Source organism: Allobranchiibius sp. GilTou73 (genome assembly GCF_021391335.1).
GTDB classification, from domain to species: Bacteria; Actinomycetota; Actinomycetes; order Actinomycetales; family Dermatophilaceae; genus Allobranchiibius; species Allobranchiibius huperziae.
In genome coordinates this window covers 2315100-2338836 of record NZ_CP090051.1, presented here as the reverse complement: position 1 = coordinate 2338836, position 23737 = coordinate 2315100, and the positions used below count along the sequence as shown (strand labels likewise).

The 23737-nt window shown below is 68.8% G+C and carries 24 protein-coding genes; 7 read left to right on the top strand and 17 right to left on the bottom strand.

The genetic code is table 11. From position 1 onward, the window contains the following. Positions 1–227: 227 nt before the first annotated feature. Positions 228–1988: a hypothetical protein gene (locus LVQ62_RS11565; RefSeq protein WP_233761747.1), complete on the top strand. Its 1761-nt coding sequence runs from the start codon at positions 228–230 to the stop codon at positions 1986–1988. Between the two features lie 64 nt (positions 1989–2052). Here LVQ62_RS11565 and LVQ62_RS11560 read toward each other — a convergent pair whose 3' ends face one another. The 4 genes from LVQ62_RS11560 to LVQ62_RS11545 all read right to left on the bottom strand — a co-directional run bounded on the left by LVQ62_RS11560 (position 2053) and on the right by LVQ62_RS11545 (position 5445). Continuing rightward, positions 2053–2466: a VOC family protein gene (locus LVQ62_RS11560; protein ID WP_233761745.1), complete on the bottom strand. Its 414-nt coding sequence runs from the start codon at positions 2464–2466 to the stop codon at positions 2053–2055. Between the two features lie 26 nt (positions 2467–2492). After that, on the bottom strand, positions 2493–3398 hold the full coding sequence (locus tag LVQ62_RS11555) for an NAD(P)-dependent oxidoreductase (RefSeq protein WP_233761743.1): 906 nt from the start codon (positions 3396–3398) through the stop codon (positions 2493–2495). An 89-nt stretch (positions 3399–3487) separates the two neighbouring features. Continuing rightward, on the bottom strand, positions 3488–4162 hold the full coding sequence (locus LVQ62_RS11550; protein WP_233761741.1) for a response regulator transcription factor: 675 nt from the start codon (positions 4160–4162) through the stop codon (positions 3488–3490). Beyond that, positions 4150–5445, bottom strand: a complete 1296-nt coding sequence (locus LVQ62_RS11545; RefSeq protein WP_233761739.1) for a sensor histidine kinase — start codon at positions 5443–5445, stop codon at positions 4150–4152. The genes LVQ62_RS11550 and LVQ62_RS11545 overlap by 13 nt, the downstream gene beginning before the upstream one ends. A gap of 177 nt (positions 5446–5622) precedes the next feature. Here LVQ62_RS11545 and LVQ62_RS11540 point away from each other — a divergent pair, with 177 nt between their 5' ends. Further along, on the top strand, positions 5623–6948 hold the full coding sequence (locus LVQ62_RS11540; RefSeq protein ID WP_233761737.1) for a serine hydrolase: 1326 nt from the start codon (positions 5623–5625) through the stop codon (positions 6946–6948). 119 nt (positions 6949–7067) lie between these two features. On the opposite strand, the gene LVQ62_RS11535 is transcribed toward LVQ62_RS11540, so the two are convergent. From LVQ62_RS11535 to LVQ62_RS11520, 4 genes are all read right to left on the bottom strand, one after another. Continuing rightward, positions 7068–7664 (bottom strand): cation transporter, encoded by a 597-nt coding sequence (locus LVQ62_RS11535; protein ID WP_233761736.1) that lies wholly within the window; start codon positions 7662–7664, stop codon positions 7068–7070. Positions 7665–7693: 29 nt separating this feature from the next. Then, a complete protein-coding gene (locus LVQ62_RS11530; RefSeq protein WP_233761734.1) occupies positions 7694–9160 on the bottom strand; it encodes an HNH endonuclease signature motif containing protein in 1467 nt (488 codons plus the stop codon). 247 nt (positions 9161–9407) lie between these two features. After that, positions 9408–10214 carry a thioesterase family protein gene (locus tag LVQ62_RS11525; RefSeq protein WP_233761732.1) on the bottom strand — a complete coding sequence of 269 codons (807 nt, stop codon included), beginning with the start codon at positions 10212–10214 and terminating at the stop codon, positions 9408–9410. Continuing rightward, a complete protein-coding gene (locus tag LVQ62_RS11520) occupies positions 10211–11587 on the bottom strand; it encodes an MFS transporter (RefSeq protein ID WP_233761730.1) in 1377 nt (458 codons plus the stop codon). The genes LVQ62_RS11525 and LVQ62_RS11520 overlap by 4 nt, the downstream gene beginning before the upstream one ends. Before the next feature lie 141 nt (positions 11588–11728). On the opposite strand from LVQ62_RS11520, the gene LVQ62_RS11515 reads away from it, so the two are divergent. The 5 genes from LVQ62_RS11515 (at position 11729) to LVQ62_RS11495 (ending at position 15960) form a co-directional block, all read left to right on the top strand. Next, a complete protein-coding gene (locus LVQ62_RS11515; protein WP_218883635.1) occupies positions 11729–12190 on the top strand; it encodes a helix-turn-helix domain-containing protein in 462 nt (153 codons plus the stop codon). A 78-nt stretch (positions 12191–12268) separates the two neighbouring features. Continuing rightward, positions 12269–13102 (top strand): alpha/beta fold hydrolase, encoded by an 834-nt coding sequence (locus LVQ62_RS11510; RefSeq protein WP_233761728.1) that lies wholly within the window; start codon positions 12269–12271, stop codon positions 13100–13102. 72 nt (positions 13103–13174) lie between these two features. Beyond that, positions 13175–13933: a spermidine synthase gene (locus LVQ62_RS11505; RefSeq protein ID WP_370639616.1), complete on the top strand. Its 759-nt coding sequence runs from the start codon at positions 13175–13177 to the stop codon at positions 13931–13933. An 89-nt stretch (positions 13934–14022) separates the two neighbouring features. Further along, on the top strand, positions 14023–15462 hold the full coding sequence (locus tag LVQ62_RS11500; RefSeq protein ID WP_233761726.1) for a sugar porter family MFS transporter: 1440 nt from the start codon (positions 14023–14025) through the stop codon (positions 15460–15462). A 93-nt stretch (positions 15463–15555) separates the two neighbouring features. Further along, a complete protein-coding gene (locus LVQ62_RS11495) occupies positions 15556–15960 on the top strand; it encodes a universal stress protein (protein ID WP_233761724.1) in 405 nt (134 codons plus the stop codon). Positions 15961–16096: 136 nt separating this feature from the next. On the opposite strand, the gene LVQ62_RS17560 is transcribed toward LVQ62_RS11495, so the two are convergent. The 9 genes from LVQ62_RS17560 to LVQ62_RS11455 form a co-directional block, all read right to left on the bottom strand. Next, entirely contained in the window at positions 16097–16225 is a 129-nt protein-coding gene (locus tag LVQ62_RS17560) for a hypothetical protein (protein ID WP_255696392.1), read from the bottom strand. Positions 16226–16373: 148 nt separating this feature from the next. Beyond that, a complete protein-coding gene (locus tag LVQ62_RS11490) occupies positions 16374–17243 on the bottom strand; it encodes an alpha/beta fold hydrolase (RefSeq protein ID WP_233761722.1) in 870 nt (289 codons plus the stop codon). Between the two features lie 64 nt (positions 17244–17307). Further along, positions 17308–18006 (bottom strand): SDR family NAD(P)-dependent oxidoreductase, encoded by a 699-nt coding sequence (locus LVQ62_RS11485; protein ID WP_233761720.1) that lies wholly within the window; start codon positions 18004–18006, stop codon positions 17308–17310. 88 nt (positions 18007–18094) lie between these two features. Then, on the bottom strand, positions 18095–19027 hold the full coding sequence (locus LVQ62_RS11480) for an isoaspartyl peptidase/L-asparaginase family protein (RefSeq protein WP_233761718.1): 933 nt from the start codon (positions 19025–19027) through the stop codon (positions 18095–18097). 14 nt (positions 19028–19041) lie between these two features. Further along, positions 19042–19875: a M55 family metallopeptidase gene (locus LVQ62_RS11475; RefSeq protein WP_233761716.1), complete on the bottom strand. Its 834-nt coding sequence runs from the start codon at positions 19873–19875 to the stop codon at positions 19042–19044. Then, positions 19872–20870 (bottom strand): ABC transporter ATP-binding protein, encoded by a 999-nt coding sequence (locus LVQ62_RS11470; protein WP_233761714.1) that lies wholly within the window; start codon positions 20868–20870, stop codon positions 19872–19874. Before LVQ62_RS11470 ends, LVQ62_RS11475 begins: the two co-directional genes overlap by 4 nt. Beyond that, entirely contained in the window at positions 20867–21871 is a 1005-nt protein-coding gene (locus LVQ62_RS11465) for an ABC transporter ATP-binding protein (protein WP_233761712.1), read from the bottom strand. Before LVQ62_RS11465 ends, LVQ62_RS11470 begins: the two co-directional genes overlap by 4 nt. Further along, positions 21871–22749 (bottom strand): ABC transporter permease, encoded by an 879-nt coding sequence (locus LVQ62_RS11460; RefSeq protein ID WP_208052081.1) that lies wholly within the window; start codon positions 22747–22749, stop codon positions 21871–21873. The genes LVQ62_RS11465 and LVQ62_RS11460 overlap by 1 nt, the downstream gene beginning before the upstream one ends. Further along, positions 22746–23705 (bottom strand): ABC transporter permease, encoded by a 960-nt coding sequence (locus LVQ62_RS11455; RefSeq protein WP_179481100.1) that lies wholly within the window; start codon positions 23703–23705, stop codon positions 22746–22748. The genes LVQ62_RS11460 and LVQ62_RS11455 overlap by 4 nt, the downstream gene beginning before the upstream one ends. Positions 23706–23737: the final 32 nt, after the last annotated feature.

Sequence of the window (23737 nt, the reverse complement as noted above, 5' to 3'; positions counted from 1 at the left end):
CTCCGTCGGTCTGGTCCTCGCCCGTCGCACGGTCCCGCCACCTGCGTCACGGATTCCTCGGATCGCCATTGACGGGCTGCGAGAAGCGGGAGTAGAAGAGGGACGTTCGTCTGTTCGTGCCGGCCCGAACAGACGACCTCGAGGCGCTGTCTCGCCAACCGGCAGTCTCGCCAGGGGTGCTGACCCCGGGCTCACGTCACATATTCGTCCTGCCCAGGGAAGAGCCCATGAAAAATCTCAGCGAGGGGTCGCCACGCCGTGCCTGGCGACTGACCGTATTCATCTCATGCGTCCTGCTGCTGTTCGCCTCCGGTGGGGTCTGGGGCGGCGCGAGTGCCGCACCGGCGGCCCGACCGTCCGCCACAGCGCACGCCGCCGTACGAAGTGCTGTGCGGCTGGTCGCGACGACCACGCCCGGCCGACTCCGTGCCGCGGCGAAGGGCCAGGCCGCGAAGGTCCGCGTCGCGCCCCTGCTGCGGCCGCATCGTCCGTCCCTGTCGACTGAACAGCGGGCCACCGCGCCGCGGACCACGCCGCGTACCGTCGGACACGCCCGGCAACAGCTCCAGGGCGCCCTCTCGCCGACCGTCGAGTTCGACGGAGTCGACGCGATCCAGAGCAAGGCGGTCGCCGGGTACGACGTGGAGCCGCCGGACGAGGGCCTGGGCGCCGGCAACGGATATGTGGCCAATTTCGTCAACGTGGCCGGTGCGATCTACCGCGCCGACGGCAGCACGGTGACGGCGCCGTTCTTCCTGAACACCTTCTTCGACGAACCCGCCACGGCCAACCTCACGGACACGCGGGTCTACTACGACGCGCCCAGCCGCACCTGGTTCGCGACGATGCTGGAGTACGGGCTGACCAGTGACGGCTCTGCCGTCACCGAGTCGCATGTCGACCTCGCCGTGAGCAGCACCGCCAACCCGGCGGGTGCGTGGCACATCTACCGGGTCTCCACGACCGACCTCGACCACGCGGGATGCCCGTGTCTCGCGGACTACCCGATCATGGGCGTCAGCCGGTCGAACGTGTACCTGTCCACCAACGAGTTCACCTCCAACGAACAGGCATTCAACGGCGCGCAGCTGTACGTGCTGTCCAAGTCGCAGCTGGTCGCCGGCCGCGCCACCGTCAACACCGTCAACTTCCAGAACCTGGCCGCCGGCGGTGCCCCCGGGTACCACGTCCAGCCGGCCAACACGGTCGCGGACGCACCGGCCGAGTTCATGCTCAGCTCGCTCGACCCCAACAGCACCTTCGACAACCGGTTGGCCGTCTGGGCCGTCACCAACGAATCCTCGGTGACCACTGGACACGGGATGCCGTCCCTCAGCGTGCGGGTCATCGGGTCGGAGGCGTACGGCTTTCCGCCGAACGCGCAGACACCCCCAGGGTTCTGTAACGGAAAAGCCTGCGACGCAGGCCTTCCCACCACCGGCGTCCTGCAGACCGACTTCGATGCCATGCAGGAGACCCAGTACATCAACGGTCGACTCGTCGGAGCCCTGAACACCGGTGTCACCGTCGCCGGCGACACGGCGGCACGATCGGGCGTCGCGTGGTTCGTCATCAAACCGACTGTGAACGGCGCGAGCGTCGGAAGCGGCACCCGCGTGACCCGCCAGGGGTACGTGTCCACCAGCGGCGAGTACCTGCTCTACCCCCACCTGAACATGACCTCTAGCGGCGCCATGGCGCTGGTCTTCGGACTGGGTGGACCGGGTACGTATCCGTCCGCGGCGTATACGACGGCGCGCGCCGGCCGTGACTTCGGGCCGATCCAGGTCGCCGCCGCCGGCACCGGACCCGACAACGGGTTCTCCGGCACCGCGAAGTTCGGCAGTGCGGGCCGATGGGGCGACTACTCCAACGGGGAGATCATCCCGGGGACCAACCGCGTCTGGTTGGCCACCCAGTACATCCCCAACACCGGTGACGGGAACGCCAACTGGGGCAACGCCATCTTCGAGCTACGCCTGCCCTGACCCTGGTTCGATCTGACGGGACACCACTGAGCTGGCTGCCCACACCAGCTCAGTGGTCGCCGTCTCAGGAGTGCATCATCGGCGCGTAGGAGATGCCGACGATCAGGCCCTCGCTCGACTGCAGACGGGCGACCGTCTGTCCCCACGGCTCGGTGCGAGCGTCGTGCAGCAGCGTGAAGCCCTTCGTCGTCAATTCCTGTGCCGCGACCTGTACACCGTCGGTGTCCGCGACCTCGAACTCCACGCTCGCCTGCGGCACCGGCCGGCCCGCGGGCCAGTCCGGCACCCCGAAGCAGGCCCGCGCGGCCTGCTCGAGCGGCCACACACCGAAGGACTTGGATCCATCGATCGTTTCACTGTGCAGGTAACCGTCACCCGCGGCGGCCAGCGGCAGGCCGAGCGCGTCCACGTACAACTCCCGGCTGCGTTGCGGGTCCGGGGTGATCACCGCGAACGAGGTGATGAACTGCAGTTCCACGACGCGTCCTCTCGTCGATCTTCCCGTCAGTCGTGCGCGGCGCCCGGGTCGGGCAGCACGTCGCGCCACGAGTGCTGCGGGTCGTAGCCCAGTAAATCCCGCGCCTTGTCGATCGCGTAGAACGTCTCGTCGCGGCCCATCTCCCGATGCACCCGTACCCCGTCGTAGAAGCGCTCCCGGATCTCTCGCGTCGTCGCGGCCACCGACATGTCGGCGTTGGCGACGTTGAAGACCTCGTAGCCCAGCCCGTCGGTCTCCAGGCAGCGTTGCACCATCTGCCCCAGATCGCGAGTGTCGATGTAGGCGAACACGTTCCGGCGCCGCAGCGAGGGGTCGGTAAGGAACGGCGGGAACAACTCGGCGTACTCGTGCGGCTCGATGACGTTGTTGATCCGCAGCCCGTAGATGTCCGTGCCGGTGCGTGCCTGGAACGAGCGTGCCGTCACCTCTCCGGCGACCTTCGACATGGCGTAGGCGTCCTCGGGCACCGTGGGGTGCTCCTCGTCGACGGGCACGTAGAGCGGGCGCCGCTCGCCCTGTGCGAAGCAGATCCCGTACGTCGTCTCGGAGGACGCGAAGACGATCTTGCGCACGCCGAGTCGGGTCGCGGCCTCGAGCACGTTGTAGGTGCTCAGCACATTCGTCGCGTACGTCGCGGCGTCCGGCCTCAGCAGGATCCGCGGAATCGCCGCGAAGTGCACGACCGCGTCGTACCCGGGCTTCTCGGCTAGGTCCAGGTCGTCCATGGTCGGTATCTCGGCGAGGGCTGAGTAGGTCTCCCCCGCGTCCGTGAGATCCACCCGCAGATCGGTGACCCCCGCGTGTCCGAGGGGCACGAGGTCGGCGTTGGTGACCTGGTGGCCCTGTGCGGCCAGATACGGCGCGACATGCTTGCCGGCCTTGCCGCTGCCACCGGTGAAGAAGATTCGCATGACTGCTTCTTACCCTGCTCGCTCGCGTCTGATGCCGTCGAGGTCGTCAGACCCTCTTGCGGCGCCTGGCGGCGGGCCCAGAGAGCGCGTCAGGATCCGAGCCCCGCACCGGAGCGGCGTTCGTGGTCCAGGTGCCGCAGGACGGCCGCGACCCGACGATCGGTCTGCTCCGCGGGTGCCAGGTCCAGCTTGGCGAAGATGCTGCGGATGTGTTTGTGGACCGCCCCTTCGGTCACCACGAGCCGGTCGGCGATCGCGGCGTTGCCCAATCCTTCGGCCATCAGTGCCAACACCTCCGTCTCCCGCGGTGTGAGCCGGTCCAGGCCGGCGTCCGGCCGCGTCGTGGTGAGCAATTGCGCCACCACCTCGGGGTCGATCGCCGTGCCTCCCTCCGCGACCCGGTGCAGGGCGTCGAGGAAGCTCTCCACCCGCCCGACGCGTTCCTTCAGCAGATAGCCCAGACCCGCGGCACCCGCGACCATCAGATCGGTGGCGAAAGCCTGCTCCACATAGGCCGACAGCACTAGGACACCGAGACCGGGCTGGCGCCGCCGCGCCTCGACGGCGGCGACGATGCCCTCGTCGGTGTGGGTGGGCGGCATCCGCACGTCGACCAGCGCGACGTCCGGGCGGTGGATCTTGACGGCTTCCAGGAACGACGGTGCGTCGTGCGCGGTCGCGACGACGTCCAGGGACTCCGCACGAAGGAGTGCCGCCAGTCCTTCGCGCAGCAATGAGTCGTCCTCGGCGATCACGATCCGCACGGCAGATTCACCTCCAGTCGGGTCGGCCCGCCGCGCGGACTCCGGACACTCATGGTGCCGTCCAATGCTTCGGCGCGGCGCCGGATGCCCAGCAGACCGGACCCGTTCCGATCGCTGGCGCCACCGGAACCGTCATCCTGGATAGCAACATGTAGATGCTCACTGTCACTTCGCACTGTGACGACGATCGTTTTCGCTCCGCTGTGCCGTGCGGCGTTCGTGAGGGCCTCGGCCACCGCGAAGTACGCCGTCGCCTCGGTCGCCGCAGCGCACCGGGTGCGAAGGTCGACCTCCAGACGACACGGGATCGGGCTGGCTGCGGCGAGACCGTCGAGCGCTCCGCCCAGACCGCGGTCGGTCAGCACCGGCGGGAGGATGGCGCGCGCGACCGATCTCAGCTCGGCCAACGCGGCCTCGGTCGCGGTCTGCGCCCGGTCGACGGCCTCGAGTGCCGTCGCCGGGTCGCGCAGGACGGCCTGCCGGACACCGCCGAGCAGCACGTTGACGGCGACCAGTCGGTTCTGGGCGCCGTCGTGCAGCGCGCGCTCGATGCGGCGCAGCTCGATGGCGTGCGCATCGAGCGCTGCCGCGCGGGTCGCGGTGAGCTCGGCGATGCGCAGGGACATGTCGCCCTCGTCCGGTGGCGGAAGCAGCAGCCGACCGGCGACGGCCTGCAGCCACGTGAGGGCCGGAGTGACCAGCAGCACGGCCGCGACGAGCGCGACACCCAGTGCGGTCACCGCCCACGCGTGGGACGGATCGTCCACCGCCCAATGCACCGCGGTGTCCTGTCGCGGGATCGACTGTCCTGCCATCAGATTGCGCCAGAGTGGGAAGCCGAGTGCGCCGATGGCCGCGAGAGGCAGCATCAGTCCGATGATGCCGAGCGCCACGTCGACCGTGCCGTGCAGGACGAGCCAGGCCAGCTCGCGCCGAGCGGTGGGATCGACCAGGTGGTCTCGCGGAGCCGGCACCGGCGCGGCGGGCGACTCGATCACGTCGCCCCACCGGGTGAGACGGACGCGCTCGCGATCCGCCAGCGGCCGTACGGCGCGCAGGCAGGTCGGCAGCACCAGGAATCCGATCCCCACCACGCAGAGGATCCAACTGGCGGCCAGTGACGCAAGCAGCACCATCGCCAGCAGGGCGCTGCCCAGTCCGCCCGTCAGCTGCCGGAACGAGGTCGGCGCGAGCCGGAGCGGATTCGTCGAGCTCCGGCGGAGCGCTTGCCCACCGGGTGCTTCTGCACCCGGTGTGCTGCCGAGGCCGTCCGCTGCGTCCAACGTCCTCACCCTCCGTGACGTGCGGGGCGGCGCCTCGCAGAGCCTCATCGTTCCAGGAGTGCGCGCCGGAAGCAGTACAGCCTGCTGCACCATCCAGACACCCGTACGCGGGATCGCGCCCGTCGCGCGGTCTGCGGAAACGTCGTGGCCATCGACCGATTCGACCAAGGAGCGATCATGACCGACGACCACGACCCGACCACGCCCCACGACCCTGCCACGGAGGACACCCGTCGCACACCCCGCTGGATGCGCAGCCGGAAGACCGCTGTCGCTGGAATCACCGCCGTCGTACTGGCGGGAGGTTGGGCGGTGTCGAGCACACCCGGAGCTCAGGCCGCATACGAACAGGCCGATGCGGTCAACCATCAACTGGACCGGACGAGCGCGAACCTGGACCGGCTGACCGCCGACCATCACGCCGGAGGCGGCGTCAGGAACACCGCACCCAAGGACGCGGCGTTCCAGCGCTCCCTGGACGCGCTGGTCACCAGGGACGGCATCCCGGGTGTCGAGGCGTTCGTGCGGCAGTCCGACGGGAAGGTGCGCAGCTACACGGCCGGTGTGGGCAACCTGAACACCCGGACGCCCGTCCCCGCGGACGGCGAGGTGCGGATCGCGTCCAACACCAAGACCTTCACGGCGACGGCCGTCCTGCAGTTGGTCGGAGAGGGTCGGATCGGCCTGGACAAGCCGATCGAGACCTACCTGCCGGGCCTCGTACGCGGGAAAGGAATCGACGGGCGCCACATCACCGTGCGCAACCTGCTGCAGCAGACCTCGGGCCTGCCCGACTACGACACCCTCGTGGCGTCCAAGGGCCTGCTCGCGGTGCAGCACACCTATTTCGAACCGCGCCAGGCGCTGGACGCGGCACTCACCGCTCCAGCGGAGTTCAAGCCGGGGACCAGCTGGGCCTACAGCAACACGAACTACGTGCTGGCCGGACTGATCGTGCAACGGGTGACCGGTCGTCCGATCGGGGAGGTCATCACCCAGCGGGTCATCGACCGCCTCGGGCTGCGCCACACGTACTGGCCGAACACGGGGGTGCAGACCATCCGTGGACGGCACGCGCAGGCGTACTTCAGGGCCAAGCCGGGCGCGAACCCTGTCAACGTGACCGAGTTGGATCCGTCCCTCGGGTGGGCCGCAGGGCAGCTGATCTCCACGCCGAGTGACCTGTCCACATTCAATCGCGCGCTGCTCGACGGCAAGCTGCTCGCGCCCGCACAGCAGCAGCAGTTGCTGACCACCGTCGCCGCACCCGGCTTCGAACCGGAGAAGGGATGGTCCTACGGGCTCGGCTTCGCCAAGCGCACGCTGTCCTGCGGGGTGCAGGCATGGGGCCACGGTGGCGACATCACTGGATTCGAGACCCGCAACCTGACCACTCGGGACGGGCGCAGCGTCGTGATCGCGACGACCGCGCTGCCGACCAAGATCGAGGGACTGGTGCACGTGAACGCGGCGGTCCAGCAGGGCATCTGCGATATGGCCTGATCCGGGCTCCTGTCACCGATGGCAGCGTGGGCGACGCCTTCTCGTCGTCCGCGCTGCCGACGCGCGACCGCCTGGCTCATCCGGACGTTGATGGTGCTCGCACCAGGCCCGACCGTCTTCTAGTCACCGCCGAAGATCTCGCGGACTTCTTTGAGTGCGTAGTAGACCAGGACGTATCCGGCCACCGGATCCGCCCACCACCACCCCGCCAGGAGATTGAGCAGCAATCCGAGAAGCACGGCGGCCGCAAGCAGGCCGTCGATGAACGTGACGCGACCCTCGGTCGCCAACACAGGGTTGTCCAGAGCAGCGCCGGTGCGGGCCTTGCCCGCTGCGAGGACGAACATGACCGCCGCGGTCACGGCCGTCCACACGATGCCCAGCGGTGAGTGGCGTGGGTGATACCCGATGGCCAGCACCCAGGTGGACTGCACCAGGAGATAGAGCGCCAGCGCGCCGAACGCACCGCCGATGAGGCGCAGCGCGAAACGCCGACGCATTTCACCGCTGCCGGCCAACTCCCAGATCACGACGGTCGATGCGCCGATCTCGATGACCGAGTCCAGTCCGAAACCCGCCAGAGCCACCGATCTCGCGGCGACCGCCGCAGCCGCGAGCACCACGATGCCGACGACGTTCCAGGCCAGCGTCACGTACTCCAGCCAGAAGCCTCGACGTAGGAACACCGCCCGCGCGGAGGCATCCACAGCAGTCACAGCCGAAGTATCGCCGCCGGAGGTTGAGGTCAGCTTCTGGGCGGCACCGGTGGGTCCGTGCTTCGTTCGGTGCCGACACGTCCGCCGGGCCGGGTGGGCATCAGTCCGGGAGTGAGGTCCCAGGTGACGCCGGTCTCGGTGACGGTGGCGGTGAGCAGGTCGCGGTGCACGATCGTGTGATGTCGCGCGCAGAGCAGTGCCGCGTTGCCGAGGTCCGTTTCGCCGCCGGCCCACCAGGGCCTCACATGATGTGCATCGCACCAGTCCGGTGGCCGGTCACAGCCGGGGAACGTGCAGTGCCGGTCTCGGTGGATGATGGCCGTTCTGAGTCCTCCGGTGAAGAGGCGTTTGGCGCGCCCGACATCCAACGGTTCCGACTCGGTGCCCAAGACAGCCGGGATCAGATCCGCATCGCACGCCATCCGTCGCAGAGTGCCCGCGTTGAGATAGTCGCCGTCGGTGGTACGCCCGATACCCGGCAGGTACGTCGGTGCGAATCCGCCGTCGTCTGAACTGTGTTCGCTGAGTCGGCCCGCTTCGCGAAGCCCCTCGTACAACGTTGCGTAATCCAGGGTGACCAGGATCTTCGCGGTGCCGCCGAATTCTCCGACCGGCCGCGAGCTGGTGCCGTCGAGGACGCCTGCGGCGGTGTCGATCAGTCGCACCAGGGCGTCCGCGCGCCGTTTGGCCGGGGTGCGGGTGTCCCGCCCGGGCGCACTGGTCCCCGTTTGCAGCAGCGGCCCGATATTTGGTGCGTCGCACGGGTCGTCGGTGTCGGTGGCGCAGGGCTGTGGTGCAGGCGCGGACAGAGCGCGCAGGGCGTGTTTGACCACCGCGGCGTCGCCACCGGACAGTTCGGCGACGAACCGGGTCAACCCACTGGGCAGGTCAGCCCAGAACACCGACTCGCATTCCTGCTGACGCTCCTCATCCCGCACCAACCGCTGCGGGGCGTACTCCCCCAAGATCCGGGTGGTCAACTCCCGCAGGGCGCGCGGCCCATGATCCGACAGCGAGAGGTACCGGCCCAGCAGCTCATCGCGGTCGGCGCTGGGTAGTTGCGGCAAGACGTGCGGCACCTCCCGCAACGCGACCGCCGCGACCGGCACACTCGCCGACCCGGTCGCCAACGCGTCAACAACCACCTGGTTGCGCGGGTCGGCGCACTCCACCCCGACCGCCCCGACACGGCGCACCACCACCGGGTCCACGCCGGCAGCCTGCCGGGCCACCCACGCCGGAGCACCCGTGGCGGTGGAATTCGCCACGGTGCCCCGGCGCAGGGCGTCGGTCGTGGCCAGCGCGGCGACGTTCTCCGCCTGGGTGGCGATCCGCAGCATGCCCCCGACCACGTCACCCAGTGCCGCTTCGTCCAGCTGCCACAGGGCGCCCGGCCACTCGTCCAGGCCGTTGGTGAATTCGTTCAACGGGGCCACCAACCGGGCACCGGTGCCCGGCGCTGCGGGCCGATGGGTGTCGGTCGTCGACTGCGCCATGGCCCCTCCTACGCTGGTGATGGCACCCCCTGCCATCTACTGTGAATCATACGCCTGTTCGATGTATCGCGCAAGGGCAAAGATGACGAATATGACTGCAGATGATGATGATTCGAGCCATGGTTATCCACATCCCCCTCGCGTGGCGTGGACGTTCTCGGGGTTATCCACACTGTGCTGCAAGCACCTCGACCCGCGATCCATGACCTCATCGCGTTCGACCATCGAGGAGGTGCGTCAGCCCTCTTCAGCCCGTCCAGCGGGTGTGGAACGCCTCGGCGACCGGCACGCCATCGGGTGTCGCCAGCGTGCCGTGCTCGAGGGCGATGCCGCCGACGTTCTGCGCGGTCGTAAACGCGCCCTCGAGCCACAGGTCGGGGTCGGCGGGAAGGGTGCGGTGCAGGTGCACGGTGTAGTCGATGCTGATCCCGCCGACCGGCGGCGCGAGCCGACGGAACGGAGACGGCGGGAACCAGTCCCCCATCGCGACGAGCCAGCGCGCATCGATCGGGCGTGTCTCGATCGGCCGGATGTGCCCGGCGATGCGACCCTCACCCACTTCGGGGTCGCCCGTCGGGACCGTCGCAGGGTCGATCCGGAAGTCGGCCTGGCCGAAGTGCGCGATGGACGGCGGCGTTTCGAACGGGAGGCAGCGATCGATAGGAGCGGGTCGGTCGTGCGCCGTGGGCGTCGTCCAGCCCACTCCGTCGACCGGGTTGAGCAGGGTGATGCGGCTGACGGCGACGGTGCGACCCGCCTGCTGGACCGAAGCGGACAGAGTGCTGAACGAACGACCGGCGCGCAGGATCTCGAGCGCCACGTCGGCCGGGCCCACCGAGGCCGGGCGCAGGAAGGAGGTGCTCACCGTGCGCACCACCCGGTCCGGGAGGACCAGCTCGGCCGCGTGCACCATCAGCGACGCGACGTACCCACCGTGCACGCCGATCAGGGAGGACCAGGTCTCGTCGAGGTTCGCGACGAACGACGTCGCTGGAACGTTCATCCCGGGCGCCGGTGACGGATGCACCCGGGTGGTCCGATCGAAGGTGGTCACGCCGCGTCCCCCGCGGCGGGTAGTGCAGGCGTCGCAACGGCTCTGCGCGAGGGCGTGATGCCGACGGAGACGACGGCCCCGGCCGCCCCTATTCCTGCGATGGTCAGCCAGGCCAGACGGAACACGTGATGTGCCTGTGTCAGGCCGATGGGGGTGCCGAGGATCGCGACCAGGATGGAGACACCGAGCACGGTGCCGATCTGTCGGTTCATGTTGATCACCGCGCTGCCGGTGGCTGTGCGTTGCGGGGCCAGGTCCGACGTGCCGGAGGACAGGATCGTCGGCAGTGCGAAGCCGACGCCGCCACCGATCAGGAGTTGCCCCGGCAGCATCTGCGTCACCCACTGCGGATGCACTCCCACGGAGAACGCGATGAAGACGTATCCGGCGGCGAGCATCAGACAACCGAGCGCGGCGATCAGGCCGGCTGGGACGCCGCGCCGGGCCAGTCGGTTCGAGATCAAGGCGGTCACTTGGACCGTGGCCGGTCCGGGCGCGATCGCGAGACCGGATCGCACCGGGCCGTAGCCCCACACCTGCTGGAACCACAGGATGGTCGACAGCAGACCTGCGCCGAACGCGATGCTGAAGACCAGTGAGGCGATGTTGGACCAGGCGAAGGTGCGCACGGCCAGCATCGCCGGCTCGATCACCGGCACGGGGTGCCGGGTGGTGCGGTACGCGAAGAAGGCGATTCCGACTGCGGCGACGACGAACCCGGCCACGTCGCGCGCGTCCGACCAGCCCCAGTCCGGCCCCTTGACGACACTGAGCGCCAGGGCGCCGATTGCGACGGCGAGCACACCAGCGCCCAGCAGGTCCGGTGTTCGTTCGACGGTGGCGTCGCGGGAGTCCGGGACCCAACGGATCGCGCTGATGATCGCGACGATCGCGATCGGCACGTTGACGACGAACACCCACTGCCACGCGGCCTGGACCAGCAGGCCCCCGACGACCGGACCGATGGCCGCAGCGAGTGCGCCCGTCGCCGCCCAGATGCGTACGGCGCGCGCCCTCCGGTCCGGCGCGGTGGCGCGTAGGAGCAGCGACAGGCTGGTCGGCGTGAGGGCCGCGGCACCGGCCGCCTGCAGGACGCGGAAGGCGACCAGCCACCACAGTCCGGGGCTGAGGGCGCAGGCAGCGCTCGCCAGTGCGAAGAGGGCGAGCCCGGCGAGGAAGCCCTCCTTACGGCCGTACCGGTCGGCGAGTCGACCGAGCGGCACCAACAGTGCCGCGTACGCGATGGCGTAGCCGTTCAGGATCCAGCTGAGATCCGACAGCGACGCGCCGTGGAAGTCACGCCTGATCGAATCGAAGGCGACGTTCACGATGAACAGGTCGAGACTGGCCATGAACGCCGCCGCCGAGAGCACCAGGAGGACCCGACCTTGCCGATCCTTGGGAGCCTGCTCGTCGTTTGGCGACGTGGACCGCTTGTGGTTTCGGGTTGCAGGCGACACGTCGTGAGCCTGGCACCTAACTATGCAAATCACAAGCCAGGTTAGGATGGAGACATGGCTTTCGCCCTTTCCGGCGTCATGAGGCGCCGCAGCCGCACCTCACCGGGTGACCGCTGCCCCATCGACCGCACGATGCAGGTCGTGGGTACGCGGTCCGCGATCCTGTTGATGCGCGAGGCGCTCTTCGGGACGTTCAAGTTCGACGATTTCGTTGGCCGTACCGGGCTGACCGAAGCGGTCGTCGCCTCCCGCCTCCGTGCTCTCGTGATCGCCGGCCTCCTGGCGCGCGAGCCGTACCAGGAACCGGGCCAGCGCACCCGGCACGGTTACACGCTCACCGACAGCGGGCGCGATCTCATGCCCGCCGTCCTCTCGCTCGGGCAGTGGGGCGTCAAGCACGCCCCGGGCACGATGGGCCGCCAGTTCTGGCACGCCGACTGCGGAGAACCCGTGCGGGTCGTCGTCGAGTGCGCGGACCACCACGAGCTCGACGTCGAAGAGATCACCGTCGGCTGATCCGGGGCACCGCCTTCCCAAAACGACCTCCGGGTGCCTAGCTTCGACGGGGACGATCGGTGACCGGGAGGCAGAGCAGTGATCGAGAGCGCCCTGAGCGTCGACACCGGCGACATCACCATGGAGACCTTCGTCGACGGAGTCGGCCCAGACGTCCTGCTCGTCCACGGTTTCCCGCACACCAAGCTCCTCTGGTCGCACGTGGCGGACCGACTGATCCAGCGGCGCCGAGTGATCGCGCCCGACCTCCGCGGGACCGGTGGCAGCACCCGCGCGGCGGACGGGTACGACGCGGACAGTCTGTCGACCGACCTGGGCCTGCTGCTCGATCGGCTCGGATCCACCTCGACGGACATCGTGGCGATCGACGCGGGGGTGCCACCGGCGTTCCTGCTGGCCCTGCGTGAACCGGATCGGGTCCGCCGCCTCGTCCTGATGGAGTCGACGCTAGGGGTGCTTCCGGGAGCGGAGGACTTCTTCCGCGCCGGGCCTCCGTGGTGGTTCGGCTTCCATCAGGTGCCGGGCCTTGCGGAGGTGGTGCTCGAAGGACATGAGGACGACTACCTCGACTTCTTCTACCGGACAGGCACGTTCGACGGATCCGGGATCGAGGCAGAGGTGCGTGACGCGTCCGTCGCTTCGTACTCCGGTCGCGAATCGCTGCGCTGCGCCTTCGAGATCTACCGGGCGATGCCACAGACCGCCGCGCAGATCGCTGACGCCGTCGCGGGCGGCAGGCTGCGGGTGCCCACGCTCGCGATCGGCGCCCAGCCGGTGGGTGATGCCCTGCACCGGCAACTGACACCGATTGCGGACGATCTGCGCGGCGCCCTGGTCCCGAAGTGCGGACACATCATCCCGCTCGATCAGCCGGATGCGCTGGTGACGTTGCTCGACCAGTTCCTCGATTGAACCCCGAGGCGCCGCAGCGCTCCACCGATCGCGCCCTGCGGCACTCCCCCGGCCGGCGGGTACGTTGGCGGCGTGGCAGGTCCGCCGCGGCAGGTGACGGCGGTGAGGGAGTTGACCCGGATGAGCGCACGGTTGCAGGAGCTCGCCTACAGCGAGACTCCACGCGGCACCATCAGCCTGCGTCGCCGCCGGGAGCCCACGCTCGACGTCGACGTCTACGAGGTGAAGCTCGACGAGGAGTTCCTCATGTCGAGCCTGTTCACCGTCGCGGAGATCGAGCTCGCCCGGCTCGGCCTCGCGCAGACCCGGGGCAGCGACCTGGACGTCGTCGTCGGCGGCCTCGGCCTCGGCTGCACCGCACGGGCCGCGTTGGAAGATCCCCGAGTGCGCTCGATGATCGTCGTCGACGCGTTGGCCGAGGTCATCGACTGGCACGAACGAAAGCTGCTGCCGGGAGCCGACGACCTCGTGGACGACCCGCGGACCCGGCTGGTGTTGGCGGACTTCTTCGCCATGGCCGCCTCCGACGACGGCTTCGACCCGGACGCCGCCGGCCGCCGGTTCGACGCCGTACTGCTCGACATCGACCACACGCCCCGCCACGTGTTGCACCCCGACCACGCAGCCTTCTACAGCCTCGACGGGTTGCGCCGGCTCAAGCGGCATCTGAAACCGCACGGTGTCTTCGCGCTCTGGTCCGACGACCCGCCGGACGATGACTTCATCGCGTTGCTGGACGGGGTCTTCGACTCCTCGGAGGCGCACGTCGTCACCTTCGCGAACTTCCTCACCGGTGGCCACTCGGCCAACACGGTGTACGTCGCGCGGTGAGCGCGCCGCGGACGCGGCTGCGGATGCACACCTCGGGCGCCCCACGGGTCTAGCCTGGCGAGACGCGCGAAACGAATAGAGGACGCACCGTGACCGTGAGCGAGCAGGACACCGCGACCGGCGAAGAGGCGCGTGGGCATTTCACGCCGGCGCTGTGGCTCGCGGCCGTCGCATCGGCGATCTCCTCGTTCCTCTACGGCTACGACACCGGCATCATCTCCGCCGCGCTGCTGCAGATCCGCAAGGACTTCAACACCGGCCACAGCTCCGAGCAGGTGATCGCCGGCAGCATCCTCTTCGGAGCGGTCCTCGGCGCACTCGCCTGCAGTCGACTCTCGGAGCAGCGCGGCCGACGCGGCACCATCCTCATGCTGGCGTGCATCTTCATCGTCGGCGCTCTCGCGTGCGCCCTGTCCCCGAGTGCGCCGCTGCTGTGCGTCTCGCGCGTCATCCTGGGCTTCGCCGTCGGCGGCGCCACCCAGACCGTGCCGATGTACGTCGCCGAACTCGCCCCGCCCGCGCGCCGCGGCCAGCTGGTGCTCACCTTCCAGGTCGGCATCGGCACCGGCATCCTCGTCTCGACCATCGTCGGCGCGACACAGAGCCTCAGCTGGCGCGTCTCCATCGGACTCGCCGTCGTGCCGGCGACGATCCTGCTGCTCACCGTGCTGCGCCTGCCGGAGAGTCCCCGTTGGCTGGTGGCGCAGGACCGAGCGGACGATGCCCGAAAGTCGTTGTCGCTCATGCGACCTCGAGGTGCATCACTGGACGGGGAGATCGGCGAGATCACCCAGAACGTGGCCGAGGAGCTCGATGTCAAGGCCAGTCAGCGCGGATGGTCCGGGCTGCGGCAGGCATGGGTGCGGCCCGCCGTCATCGTGGGCTGCGGCATCGCGATGTTCACGCAGCTGAGCGGCATCGAGATGATCATCTACTACGCGCCGACCATCCTCACGGATGCGGGATTCTCGACCAGCACCGCGCTACGCGTGAGCGTCGGACTGGCGAGCACCTACCTCGTGATGATGCTGGTCGGCCTCAACATCATCGACCGCGTCGGCCGACGACGGCTCACCCTCATCATGGTGCCGGGCACCGCGGCTGCACTCTTCGTGCTCGGCCTGCTCTTCGTGACCGGTCACAGCGGACGGCACGACATCCCGTTCATCATCACCTGCCTGATCGTCTTCATGTTCTTCAACGCCGGCGGCTTGCAGCTGATGGGCTGGTTGACCGAGTCGGAGATCTACCCGCTCGCGGTGCGCGGCGCAGGATCGAGCCTGCAGGCGGCGGTGCTCTGGACGACCAACCTGGCCATCACACTCACCGTGCTCACCATCATCGACGCCGTCGGCGTCGGACAGACGATGTGGCTCTACGCCCTCTTCAACGTCGCGGCATGGATCTTCGTCTTCGTGAGGATGCCGGAGCTCACCGGCCGCTCCCTGGAACAGATCGAGCACGCCCTGCGCGAGGGGCATTTCACTCCGCGCAGCTTCGCCCAGGCCACCCGCGACGAGGCGACCTGACCACCCGGGACGACGATGCCGTCGGCCGCTACGCGTCGACCGCTCGGGTCCCGGCCCGCCACACCCCTTCCAACTCGTTATCAAGGAGCGCACGTGAACATCGTTGTCGGATACATCCCCAGCCCAGAAGGCCTGGCGGCCATCGACCACGCCGTCATGATGGCCAAGCTCGGTGAGGGGCGAATCGTCGTCCTCAACTGCGGCACCCGTGGCAGCGACGCCGACCCGAGCTTCTCCGAGGCGGCGGACTGGGACGCCGTCGATCAGAAGCTCACGTCGCTCGGCCTCACCCACGAGATGCGTCAGCCCGCGCAGGCCAGGACGCCCGCGGACGAGATCCTCAAGGCCGCGTCCGACATCGATGCGGACCTCATCGTCATCGGCATCCGCCGCCGGTCCCCCGTGGGCAAGCTGATCGCGGGCAGCACCTCGCAGCAGGTGCTGCTGGACGCGAACTGCCCCGTCCTGGCGGTCAAGCGGCCCCTCGACGGGAGTTGACCGCAGCTCGTCGACGAGCGACCTGATTCGAGCCGACCTCCGTCGTCCCCGGTGATGCGCAGTGGTCCGGCCCGGTATGGAACGACGCGGCCGGAATCCCGACGGAGGGGGGCCGGCCGCGCCGCGTGCCGGGAGGTCAGGCGGCCATGAAGGGCAGCACCTCCTTCGCCGGGGTCTCGGTGCTCGCCGCGAGGTCGTGGAAGCCGTGGCTCAGGTGCACCACGTCCTCGGTAGCTTGGACGACGATGTCCGCGCCGACATTCACGGCGCCCGGCGGAGAGCTGCCTGGTCCAGTCACCGGCGGTGGCGACGGCCTCGAGCTGACGGTGTCTCGGGATGGCTCGCCTCGGACTGGACGCCGTCGTGCTCGAGCCCCGGGCCATGCCACGCCTCGAGCACCTCGCGGTCGCCCCTCACCCCGCGCTCAACACTGAAGGGACGGGCCGGGCAGGGACATGGCGGTGCATGAAGTCACGCATGACACCCTGGAAGCGCGCGCGTTCCTCGGTCTGCGGGGAGTGACCCGATTCCTCGAAGACCACGAGCTCCGAGTGCGGCACCAGGGCGGCGATGGTCTCGGAGGAGCTCACGGGGGTGACCCAGTCGTAGCGGCCGACGGTGACGAGCACCGGGACCTCGATGGTGGGGAGGCGGTCCTTGAGGTCGTAGCTGCCCCAGTTGTGCTGGAAGCACCAGTTGTGGGCCTCGTGCCGGTAGTAACCGTTCTCGACCGCCTCGGCCGACCGGGCCGGGTCGTAGTCGTGATCGTAGAGCCCGATCATCTCGCTCCAGCACTGCTTGAGGTCGGCGTCGTCGCGGATGCGGCCGCTCCAGTACCGGTTGAAGTTGTCCCAGTCGATCTCGATGCGGTCCTGGTTGCGAGCGTTCTCGAAGGCGAGCTTCAGGTTCGATCCGTCCGCGGACGTGTCGCGCAGCATGACGGCCTCGACGTGCTCGGGGTAGGCCAGCGCGTACTCCAGAGCGATGAAGCCGCCGTACGAACCGCCGGCGACGGTGACCCTCTCGACACCGGCCCACCGACGCAGCGCGCCGACATCGGCTGCCCACTGCGCATGGGAGTACGGCGCCACGGCCTCGCTGACGCCGCAGCCGCGTGCGTCGAAGACGATGACGCGGTACTCATCGGCCAGCGGACCGAAGGTGTCCCGGGGTTCGGCGAGGGAGCCGATCCCTCCCCCGCCGTGGTGGGCGATGACGAGTGGTGCGTCCCTCGGCCCCAGATCCTCGACGTTGAGTCGGCATCCGTTGATGAGCAGGTCCATTCGTTCTCCTCGGGTCAGGTGATGAGGTCGCGGTCCACGAATGCCCGCTCGGCGGCCAGGTCGGTCAGAAGAGCGAGTGACCGCCGTCGATCGACAGGGTCTGTCCGCTGACCCATCCGGCGTCGGGGTCGGCGAAGAAGAGGACGCCGCGGGCGATGTCCTCTGCCCGCCCCGTCCTGCGGGTCGCGATGCGCTCGAGCAGCGCCGTCTGCCCGTCGGATCCGTAGCTGTCCCACTGCTTCTGGGTCGTGGGGTTGGAGAGCACGAAGCCCGGTGCGATGCAGTTGGCCGTGATGCCGTGGGGACCCAGTTCCCAGGCGAGCTGCCGCGTCAGGCCGATGAGCCCCGCCTTCGCGGACGTGTAGGCCTGCACGCCCGTCAGGCTGACGCTGCGCCCGGCACCGGACGAGATCGTGACGATGCGCCCGAAGGACCGCCGTTTCATCCCCGGTGTCACCGCTCGGACCACGTTGAACGCCGTCCGCAGGTTGGCGTCGACGACGGCGTCCCAGGCTTCGTCGGTGACCTGCTCGATCGGGGTGTGGGTCTGACCGCACACCCCGCCTGCGGAGTGCACGACGATGTCGATGTCACCCAGTCCGCGCAGGTAGTCGGTCGCGGCGGACGCGTCTGCCAGGTCGACCTGTTCGCGGTCCACCCGGTGCACGCGGGCTCCGGCCTCGGACAGCGCGTCCGCGATCGCTCGTCCGATCCCCTGCGCCGTCCCGGTCACCACGGCCGAGCGTGTGTCGAACGATGCCACTGGACTCTCCTCAGAAACAGTGCGAGTGCCGCGAGCAGTGCCGGCCGGACCGATCCGACCGGCGCTGCTCACGCCGATGCAGACGTGGCTAGGCGTAGACCGCGCTGTGGTCGCCGTCGCCGTCCCAGTGACCGGCGAACATCGCGTTGCTGTTGTGCGCGATCAGCGCTTCGCCCTGCGGTGTGAGCGCGATGGTGCCGCCCGTCGCGCCACGGCCTGCCAGCTCCTCGTCGTAGGTGGCGCGCGTGGACTCCTCCAACGTCGCCCCTCCGTAGCGCACCCGCGCGGCGATGTCGTGGCCGACGACGCCTTGGATGAAGGCCTCGCCCTCGCCGGTGCAGGAGACGGCGATCGACTTCGAGCTCGCGAAGGACCCCGCGCCGATGAGCGCGGTGTCGCCGACGCGGCCGACGGCCTGCGCGACCATCCCGCCGGTCGAGGTCGCGCACGCGACACCTCCGGAGGCGTCGATCGCGACGGCACCCACGGTGCCGGACTTCGACGGCGCGATCTCCCGCTGCAGGACCTCGTCCAGCTGCTTCTGTCGGTGGGCCGTGACGAAGTAGTCCGGCTCGACCGTCGCCAGGTCCCATCCGGCAGCGAGCTCCGCGGTGGGACTCACGAGCAGTACGTGGTCGGTGCGCTCGAGCACCGCGCGGGCGGCGAGCACCGGATTGCGCACGTACCGGCTGACGGCGACGGCTCCGGCCCGACCGTCCCCGTCCATGACGGCGGCGTCCAGTTCGGCCGTCCCCTCGCGGGTCAAGGACGCCCCCCGCCCGGCGTTGAAGAGAGGGTTGTCCTCCAGGACCACGACGGCCGCGCACACCGCGTCCAATGCACTCTGACCGGCCACCAGGGCGCTGCGGCCGGAGTCGAGGGCATCCTGCAGTCCGCGTCGATAGTCCTGGGCGGCCTGCAGTGCCAGCTCGGTGGTGCGCGGCCCGGCTCCACCGTGGATGAGCAGCACCGGGCGGATCACACCGCGTGCCGAAGGCTGCCGCGAATAGAGGATGTTCATCCCGTCCACGGCTGTCAGCGCCCGCCGGCTTGGCGGGTGATGTAGTTGACGGCGACGAACGATTCGAAGGCCGCCAGGGAGTCGTCCGACTCGATGCGGATCGTCCGGGTGCCGATGCGCTCCGCGCCCTTGACCCAACTCCCGACCTCGGCCATGTCCCCGGTCTGGACGTCGAGGTCGAGCTGAACGGGGTGGGTGAGATCCACCCGCGCCAGGCCCCCGGATGACGCGCGCTGCACCGCCTCCAGGGCACCAGCTCGGATCAGCCTCCGGGACGCTGTCGGGTGCAGATTCTTCGCGCTGAACCGGGAGTCGGAGTACTTCGTGACGACCCGGACCGCATTGCGCGCGAAGGGCGCCGTCTGCTGCTGGGTCGCATCGTCACCGGTGACCAACCCGATCGGCACCGCGTAGTGGTCGGCGACGAGAGCGTTGATCCCGCTCTCCCCCACCTCCACGCCGTTCACCCGGGCGGCGGCGAAGACCTCGGGGTTGTAGGTGTGCGAAAGCGTCGAGGCTGCACCGGAGATCGACCCGTGGTAGCCGACGAAGAAGATGACGTCGAAGGAATCGTCCAGCTGCTGCATCATGTAGTGCTGCTTGTGCCGGCCGGAGACGTACATCACCTCGTGGGCGAGCGCGCTCGGATCCAGGTTGCGCATGGTCGAGTGCGAGTCGTTCACCACGATCTCGTCCGCACCGCCCTCGACGGCGCCGTCGATCGCCGCGTTGACCTCACCGAGCATCAGTTCGCAGCCCAGGGCGTACGCCGCCCCGCCCTCGCGGCACTGCTCCCAGTCCACGATCCCGGCGACGCCCTCGAAATCGAACGAGATGTAGACCTTCATGCAGACTCCTTCGTTGCTGCGATGGACCGGGGTTGCAACGCTCCGGCGAACAGGCATGCGGCCAGATGGTCGGGTGCGCCGGCCGGCTGCAGCGCCGGGTCCGTGTCGAGACACGACGACTGCGCGTGCGCGCACCGCGGGTTGAACCTGCAGCCCTCGGGCAGATGGATCGGACTGGGCGGTTCGCCCTCGATGGCCGGCGCACGCTCCAGATCGACGGATCGCATCCGGGGGACGGAGGCGATGAGCGCCTTGGTGTACGGGTGTTGCGGGGCGGCGAACAGGGCCTGCACCGGCGCGACCTCGACGATCCGGCCCAGGTACATCACCGCGATCCGGTCCACCAGATGCTGCACGACCGCCAGGTTGTGCGCGATGAAGAGGACGGACAGCCCCAGCTCGGTGCGCAGCGATCGGAACAGATCGAGGATGGTGGCCTGCACCGACACGTCGAGGGCCGAGACCGGCTCGTCGGCGACCAGCACCTCCGGTCGCACCGCCAGAGCCCGGGCGATCGCGATGCGCTGCCGCTGCCCACCGGAGAACTGGCCCGGATACGCATCGAGCGCACTGTCGTCCAGACCCACCAGGCCCATCAGGCGGGACACTTCCTTGTCGATCTGGTCCCGCGGCACGATCTTGTGGACCCGGAGCACCTCCGCCAGCGTCGAGCGGACGGTCAGCCGGGGGTTGAGGGATGAGTAGGGGTCCTGGAACACCATCTGGATCCGTCGGTGCTCGCCGGCGTCGCGACGTATCCCTATCTCCGACCCGTCGGACAGCACTCGTCCGGAGGTCTGACGGGTCCCTCCCGCGATGATCTTCGCCAGCGTCGACTTGCCGGAGCCGGACTCCCCCACCAGCCCCAGGATCTCCCCGCGCTGCAACTCCAGGGACACTCCGTCCAGGGCCCGCAGGATGTTCCTGCGGCTGCCGTACTGCTTGGTGACGTCCTCGACGCGGAGCGCCTCGTTCACGCCCGAGATGATGCTCATGCGTTGACCTCGAAGATCTCGTGGACGCGGTCGCAGGCCGAGAGCCTGCCGCCCGCCACCGGGGCGAGCTGCTTGGCACTCGTCGTGCACGCCTCGACGGCGTGGCGGCAGCGGGGAGCGAACGCGCACCCCGGGAGCGGATGGGTCAACGACGGCGGCAGTCCCGGGATGGGCTTGAGCATCCTCTCCGGGTCATCGAAATCCGGTGCGGATTCGAAGAGGGCCTCGGTGTAGGGATGCAGTGGCGCGCGATACACATCGCGGACGCTCCCCTCCTCCATGATCTGCCCGCCGTACATCACGCTCAGGCGGCTGCATGTCTGGCTGATGACGGCCAGGTCGTGGGTGACGAACACCAGCGCGCTGCCCATGTCCTCGCACAGCGTGGCGAGCAGCCGCAGCACCTGGTCCTGCACGGTCACGTCCAGCGCGGTGGTGGGCTCGTCGCAGAGCACCAACGTCGGCTGGCACGACAGCGCCATCGCGATCATGACCCGCTGGCGCAGACCCCCGGACAGCTCGTGCGGAAAGGCCCTGGCCCGCCGGACGGGGTCGGGGATCCCGGTACGCGCGATCATCTGCACGGCCAGGTCCATCGCCGCCTTCTTCGACAGTCCCAGGTGACGACGCGGTCCCTCCGCGATCTGCGCGCCGACCCGCATGGTGGGGTTCAACGCGGTCATCGGCTCCTGGAAGATCATCGACAGCTTCGGGCCCATGATCTGCCGGCGTCTGGCCGCCGGCATCGACAGCAGATCCTCGCCGCCCAGCCAGGCCTGCCCCTCCATGACCTCCACGCCCCGGGGGAGCAGGCCGGCAATGGCTTTCAAGGTCATCGACTTGCCCGACCCCGACTCCCCCACCAGGCCGTATCGCACACCGGCAGGGACCTCGAAGGACACGTCGCGCACCAGGGGATCCCAGTGGCCTTCACTTCGGCGGATACCGAGGCTCAGGTGCTGCACGCTCAGCACCGGCGTCGACGGTGTGTCGGTCGGCACTATCTTCTCCGCTCCGGGGACAGCAGGTCACCCAGGCCATCGCCGATCAGGGACAGTCCGAGCCCCGTGATCACGACGGCGACACCGGGCAGCACTGCCATCCACCACAAGGTGGTGATGAATTCCTGCGCATCGGAGATCATCGATCCCCATTCGGCGGTCGGTGGCGTGATGCCCAGGCCCAGATAGCCCAGGGTCACGATGACCATGATGTCCATGATGATGTCGGACATGGCATAGGTGATGGCCTGGCTCACCACGTTCGGGCCCACGTGCCGAGCCAGCACCCGCAGATTCTTCAGGCCGCCGAGGCGGGCGGCCTGCACGTACTCCTGGCGCCTCGCGACGATCACCTCACCGCGCACGATCTTGCAGTAGGAGACCCACGAGACCAGGGCGATCGCGAGATAGATGCTGCGCTCGCCGGACCCCATGACGAAGACGAGGGCGATCACCAGCAGATACAGCGGGAAGGCGTAGAAGACGTCGACCACGCGCATGATGATGATGTCGACCCAGCCCCCGTAGTAGCCGGCGATCGCGCCGAGCACGGACCCCACCACGAAGGGGATGAGGACCGCGAGGAAGCCGATCTTGAGGTCGACGCGTGCGCCGTACAGCAGTCGGGAGAGGACGTCGCGACCGAGCTTGTCCGTCCCGAGCCAATGCGAGCCGCTGGGCCCCTGGAGCGCCTGGTCGAGGTTCTGGTGCAGCGGGTTGTCCGGCGAGATGAGCGGGGCCAGGACGGCGAGCAGCACCATGATCCCGACGATGATCAACCCGGCGACGAGCGAGCGGTTCTCATACCAGGGACGCAGCCGACGCGACGCCGGCTGCCCGCCGCGGCGTGACCGACGCAGCGTGGCGACGGCGCTCATACGTCACCCCGACGGGTGAGATCGACGCGTGGATCAAGGAGTGTGTAGACGATGTCGGTGAGCACTCCCACCGCCACGACGAACACCGCGACGAACAGGGCCACAGCCTGCACCGACGGGAAGTCGCGCGCCTGAATCGACCCGATCAGCAACGATCCCAGTCCGGGAATCGCGAACACCTGCTCGATGACGAGCGTGCCGCCCACGAGGTAACCGACGTTCACCCCGACGATGCTGACGGCGGGGATCACCGCGTTCCGCAGGACGTGGCCTGAGAACAGCGACCAGCCACCCGCGCCTTTGGACCGTGCTGTCGCCACATAGTCGCTCTCCAGCACGTTGAGCATCGAGGACCGCAGGCTGCGGATGATCACCGGTGACACGGAGATGGCCAGCGTCAATGCGGGCAGGAACAGATACCAGAGGTGTTGGGAGAACGTCTGCCCGTAGCCACCCACCGGGAACCACTTGAACCCGACCGCGAAGACCAGCAGCAGCATCACCCCCACCCAGAACTGGGGCATGCCGAGCCCCACGAGCGGCACCACCCGCACGGCATGGTCGCGGGCTCCGCCGGGGCGGCTGGCAGCCCATGCCGACAGCGGGACGCTGATGATCAGCATCAGCACCACGGAGTAGAGGACCAGCAGCAATGTCACCGGCACCCGCTGCAGGACCAGACTCAGGACCGAGGTCTGGTAGGTGTAGCTCTGCCCCAGATTCCCGTGCGCGATGTTGTCCAGGAAGTGCAGGTACTGCTGCGGCAGTGACTCGTCCAGACCCATCTGCTTGCTGAGCGCCGCCACCCTGGCGGGAGTCGCCTGGGCACCCAGGATGGATTCGGCCGGATTACCCGGAATGAGATGCACGAGCAGGAAGACCACGACGGTCACCCCGAAGGCCACAGGCACCGCCTGCACGATGCGCATGGGGACGAACTTGAGTCGCCCTAGCATGAGATCAGCCCTTCTCTCATTCGACGGACGCC

Coding starts and splice junctions, on each gene's coding strand:
- LVQ62_RS11490 (WP_233761722.1), bottom strand. CDS start 17,243: ATGGACCTGCTCATCAACGGATGCCGACTCAACGTCGAGGATCTGGGG.
- LVQ62_RS11540 (WP_233761737.1), top strand. CDS start 5,623: ATGACCGACGACCACGACCCGACCACGCCCCACGACCCTGCCACGGAG.
- LVQ62_RS11565 (WP_233761747.1), top strand. CDS start 228: ATGAAAAATCTCAGCGAGGGGTCGCCACGCCGTGCCTGGCGACTGACC.
- LVQ62_RS11470 (WP_233761714.1), bottom strand. CDS start 20,870: ATGAGCATCATCTCGGGCGTGAACGAGGCGCTCCGCGTCGAGGACGTC.
- LVQ62_RS11460 (WP_208052081.1), bottom strand. CDS start 22,749: ATGAGCGCCGTCGCCACGCTGCGTCGGTCACGCCGCGGCGGGCAGCCG.
- LVQ62_RS11530 (WP_233761734.1), bottom strand. CDS start 9,160: ATGGCGCAGTCGACGACCGACACCCATCGGCCCGCAGCGCCGGGCACC.
- LVQ62_RS11555 (WP_233761743.1), bottom strand. CDS start 3,398: ATGCGAATCTTCTTCACCGGTGGCAGCGGCAAGGCCGGCAAGCATGTC.
- LVQ62_RS11480 (WP_233761718.1), bottom strand. CDS start 19,027: ATGAACATCCTCTATTCGCGGCAGCCTTCGGCACGCGGTGTGATCCGC.
- LVQ62_RS11455 (WP_179481100.1), bottom strand. CDS start 23,705: ATGCTAGGGCGACTCAAGTTCGTCCCCATGCGCATCGTGCAGGCGGTG.
- LVQ62_RS11475 (WP_233761716.1), bottom strand. CDS start 19,875: ATGAAGGTCTACATCTCGTTCGATTTCGAGGGCGTCGCCGGGATCGTG.
- LVQ62_RS11515 (WP_218883635.1), top strand. CDS start 11,729: ATGGCTTTCGCCCTTTCCGGCGTCATGAGGCGCCGCAGCCGCACCTCA.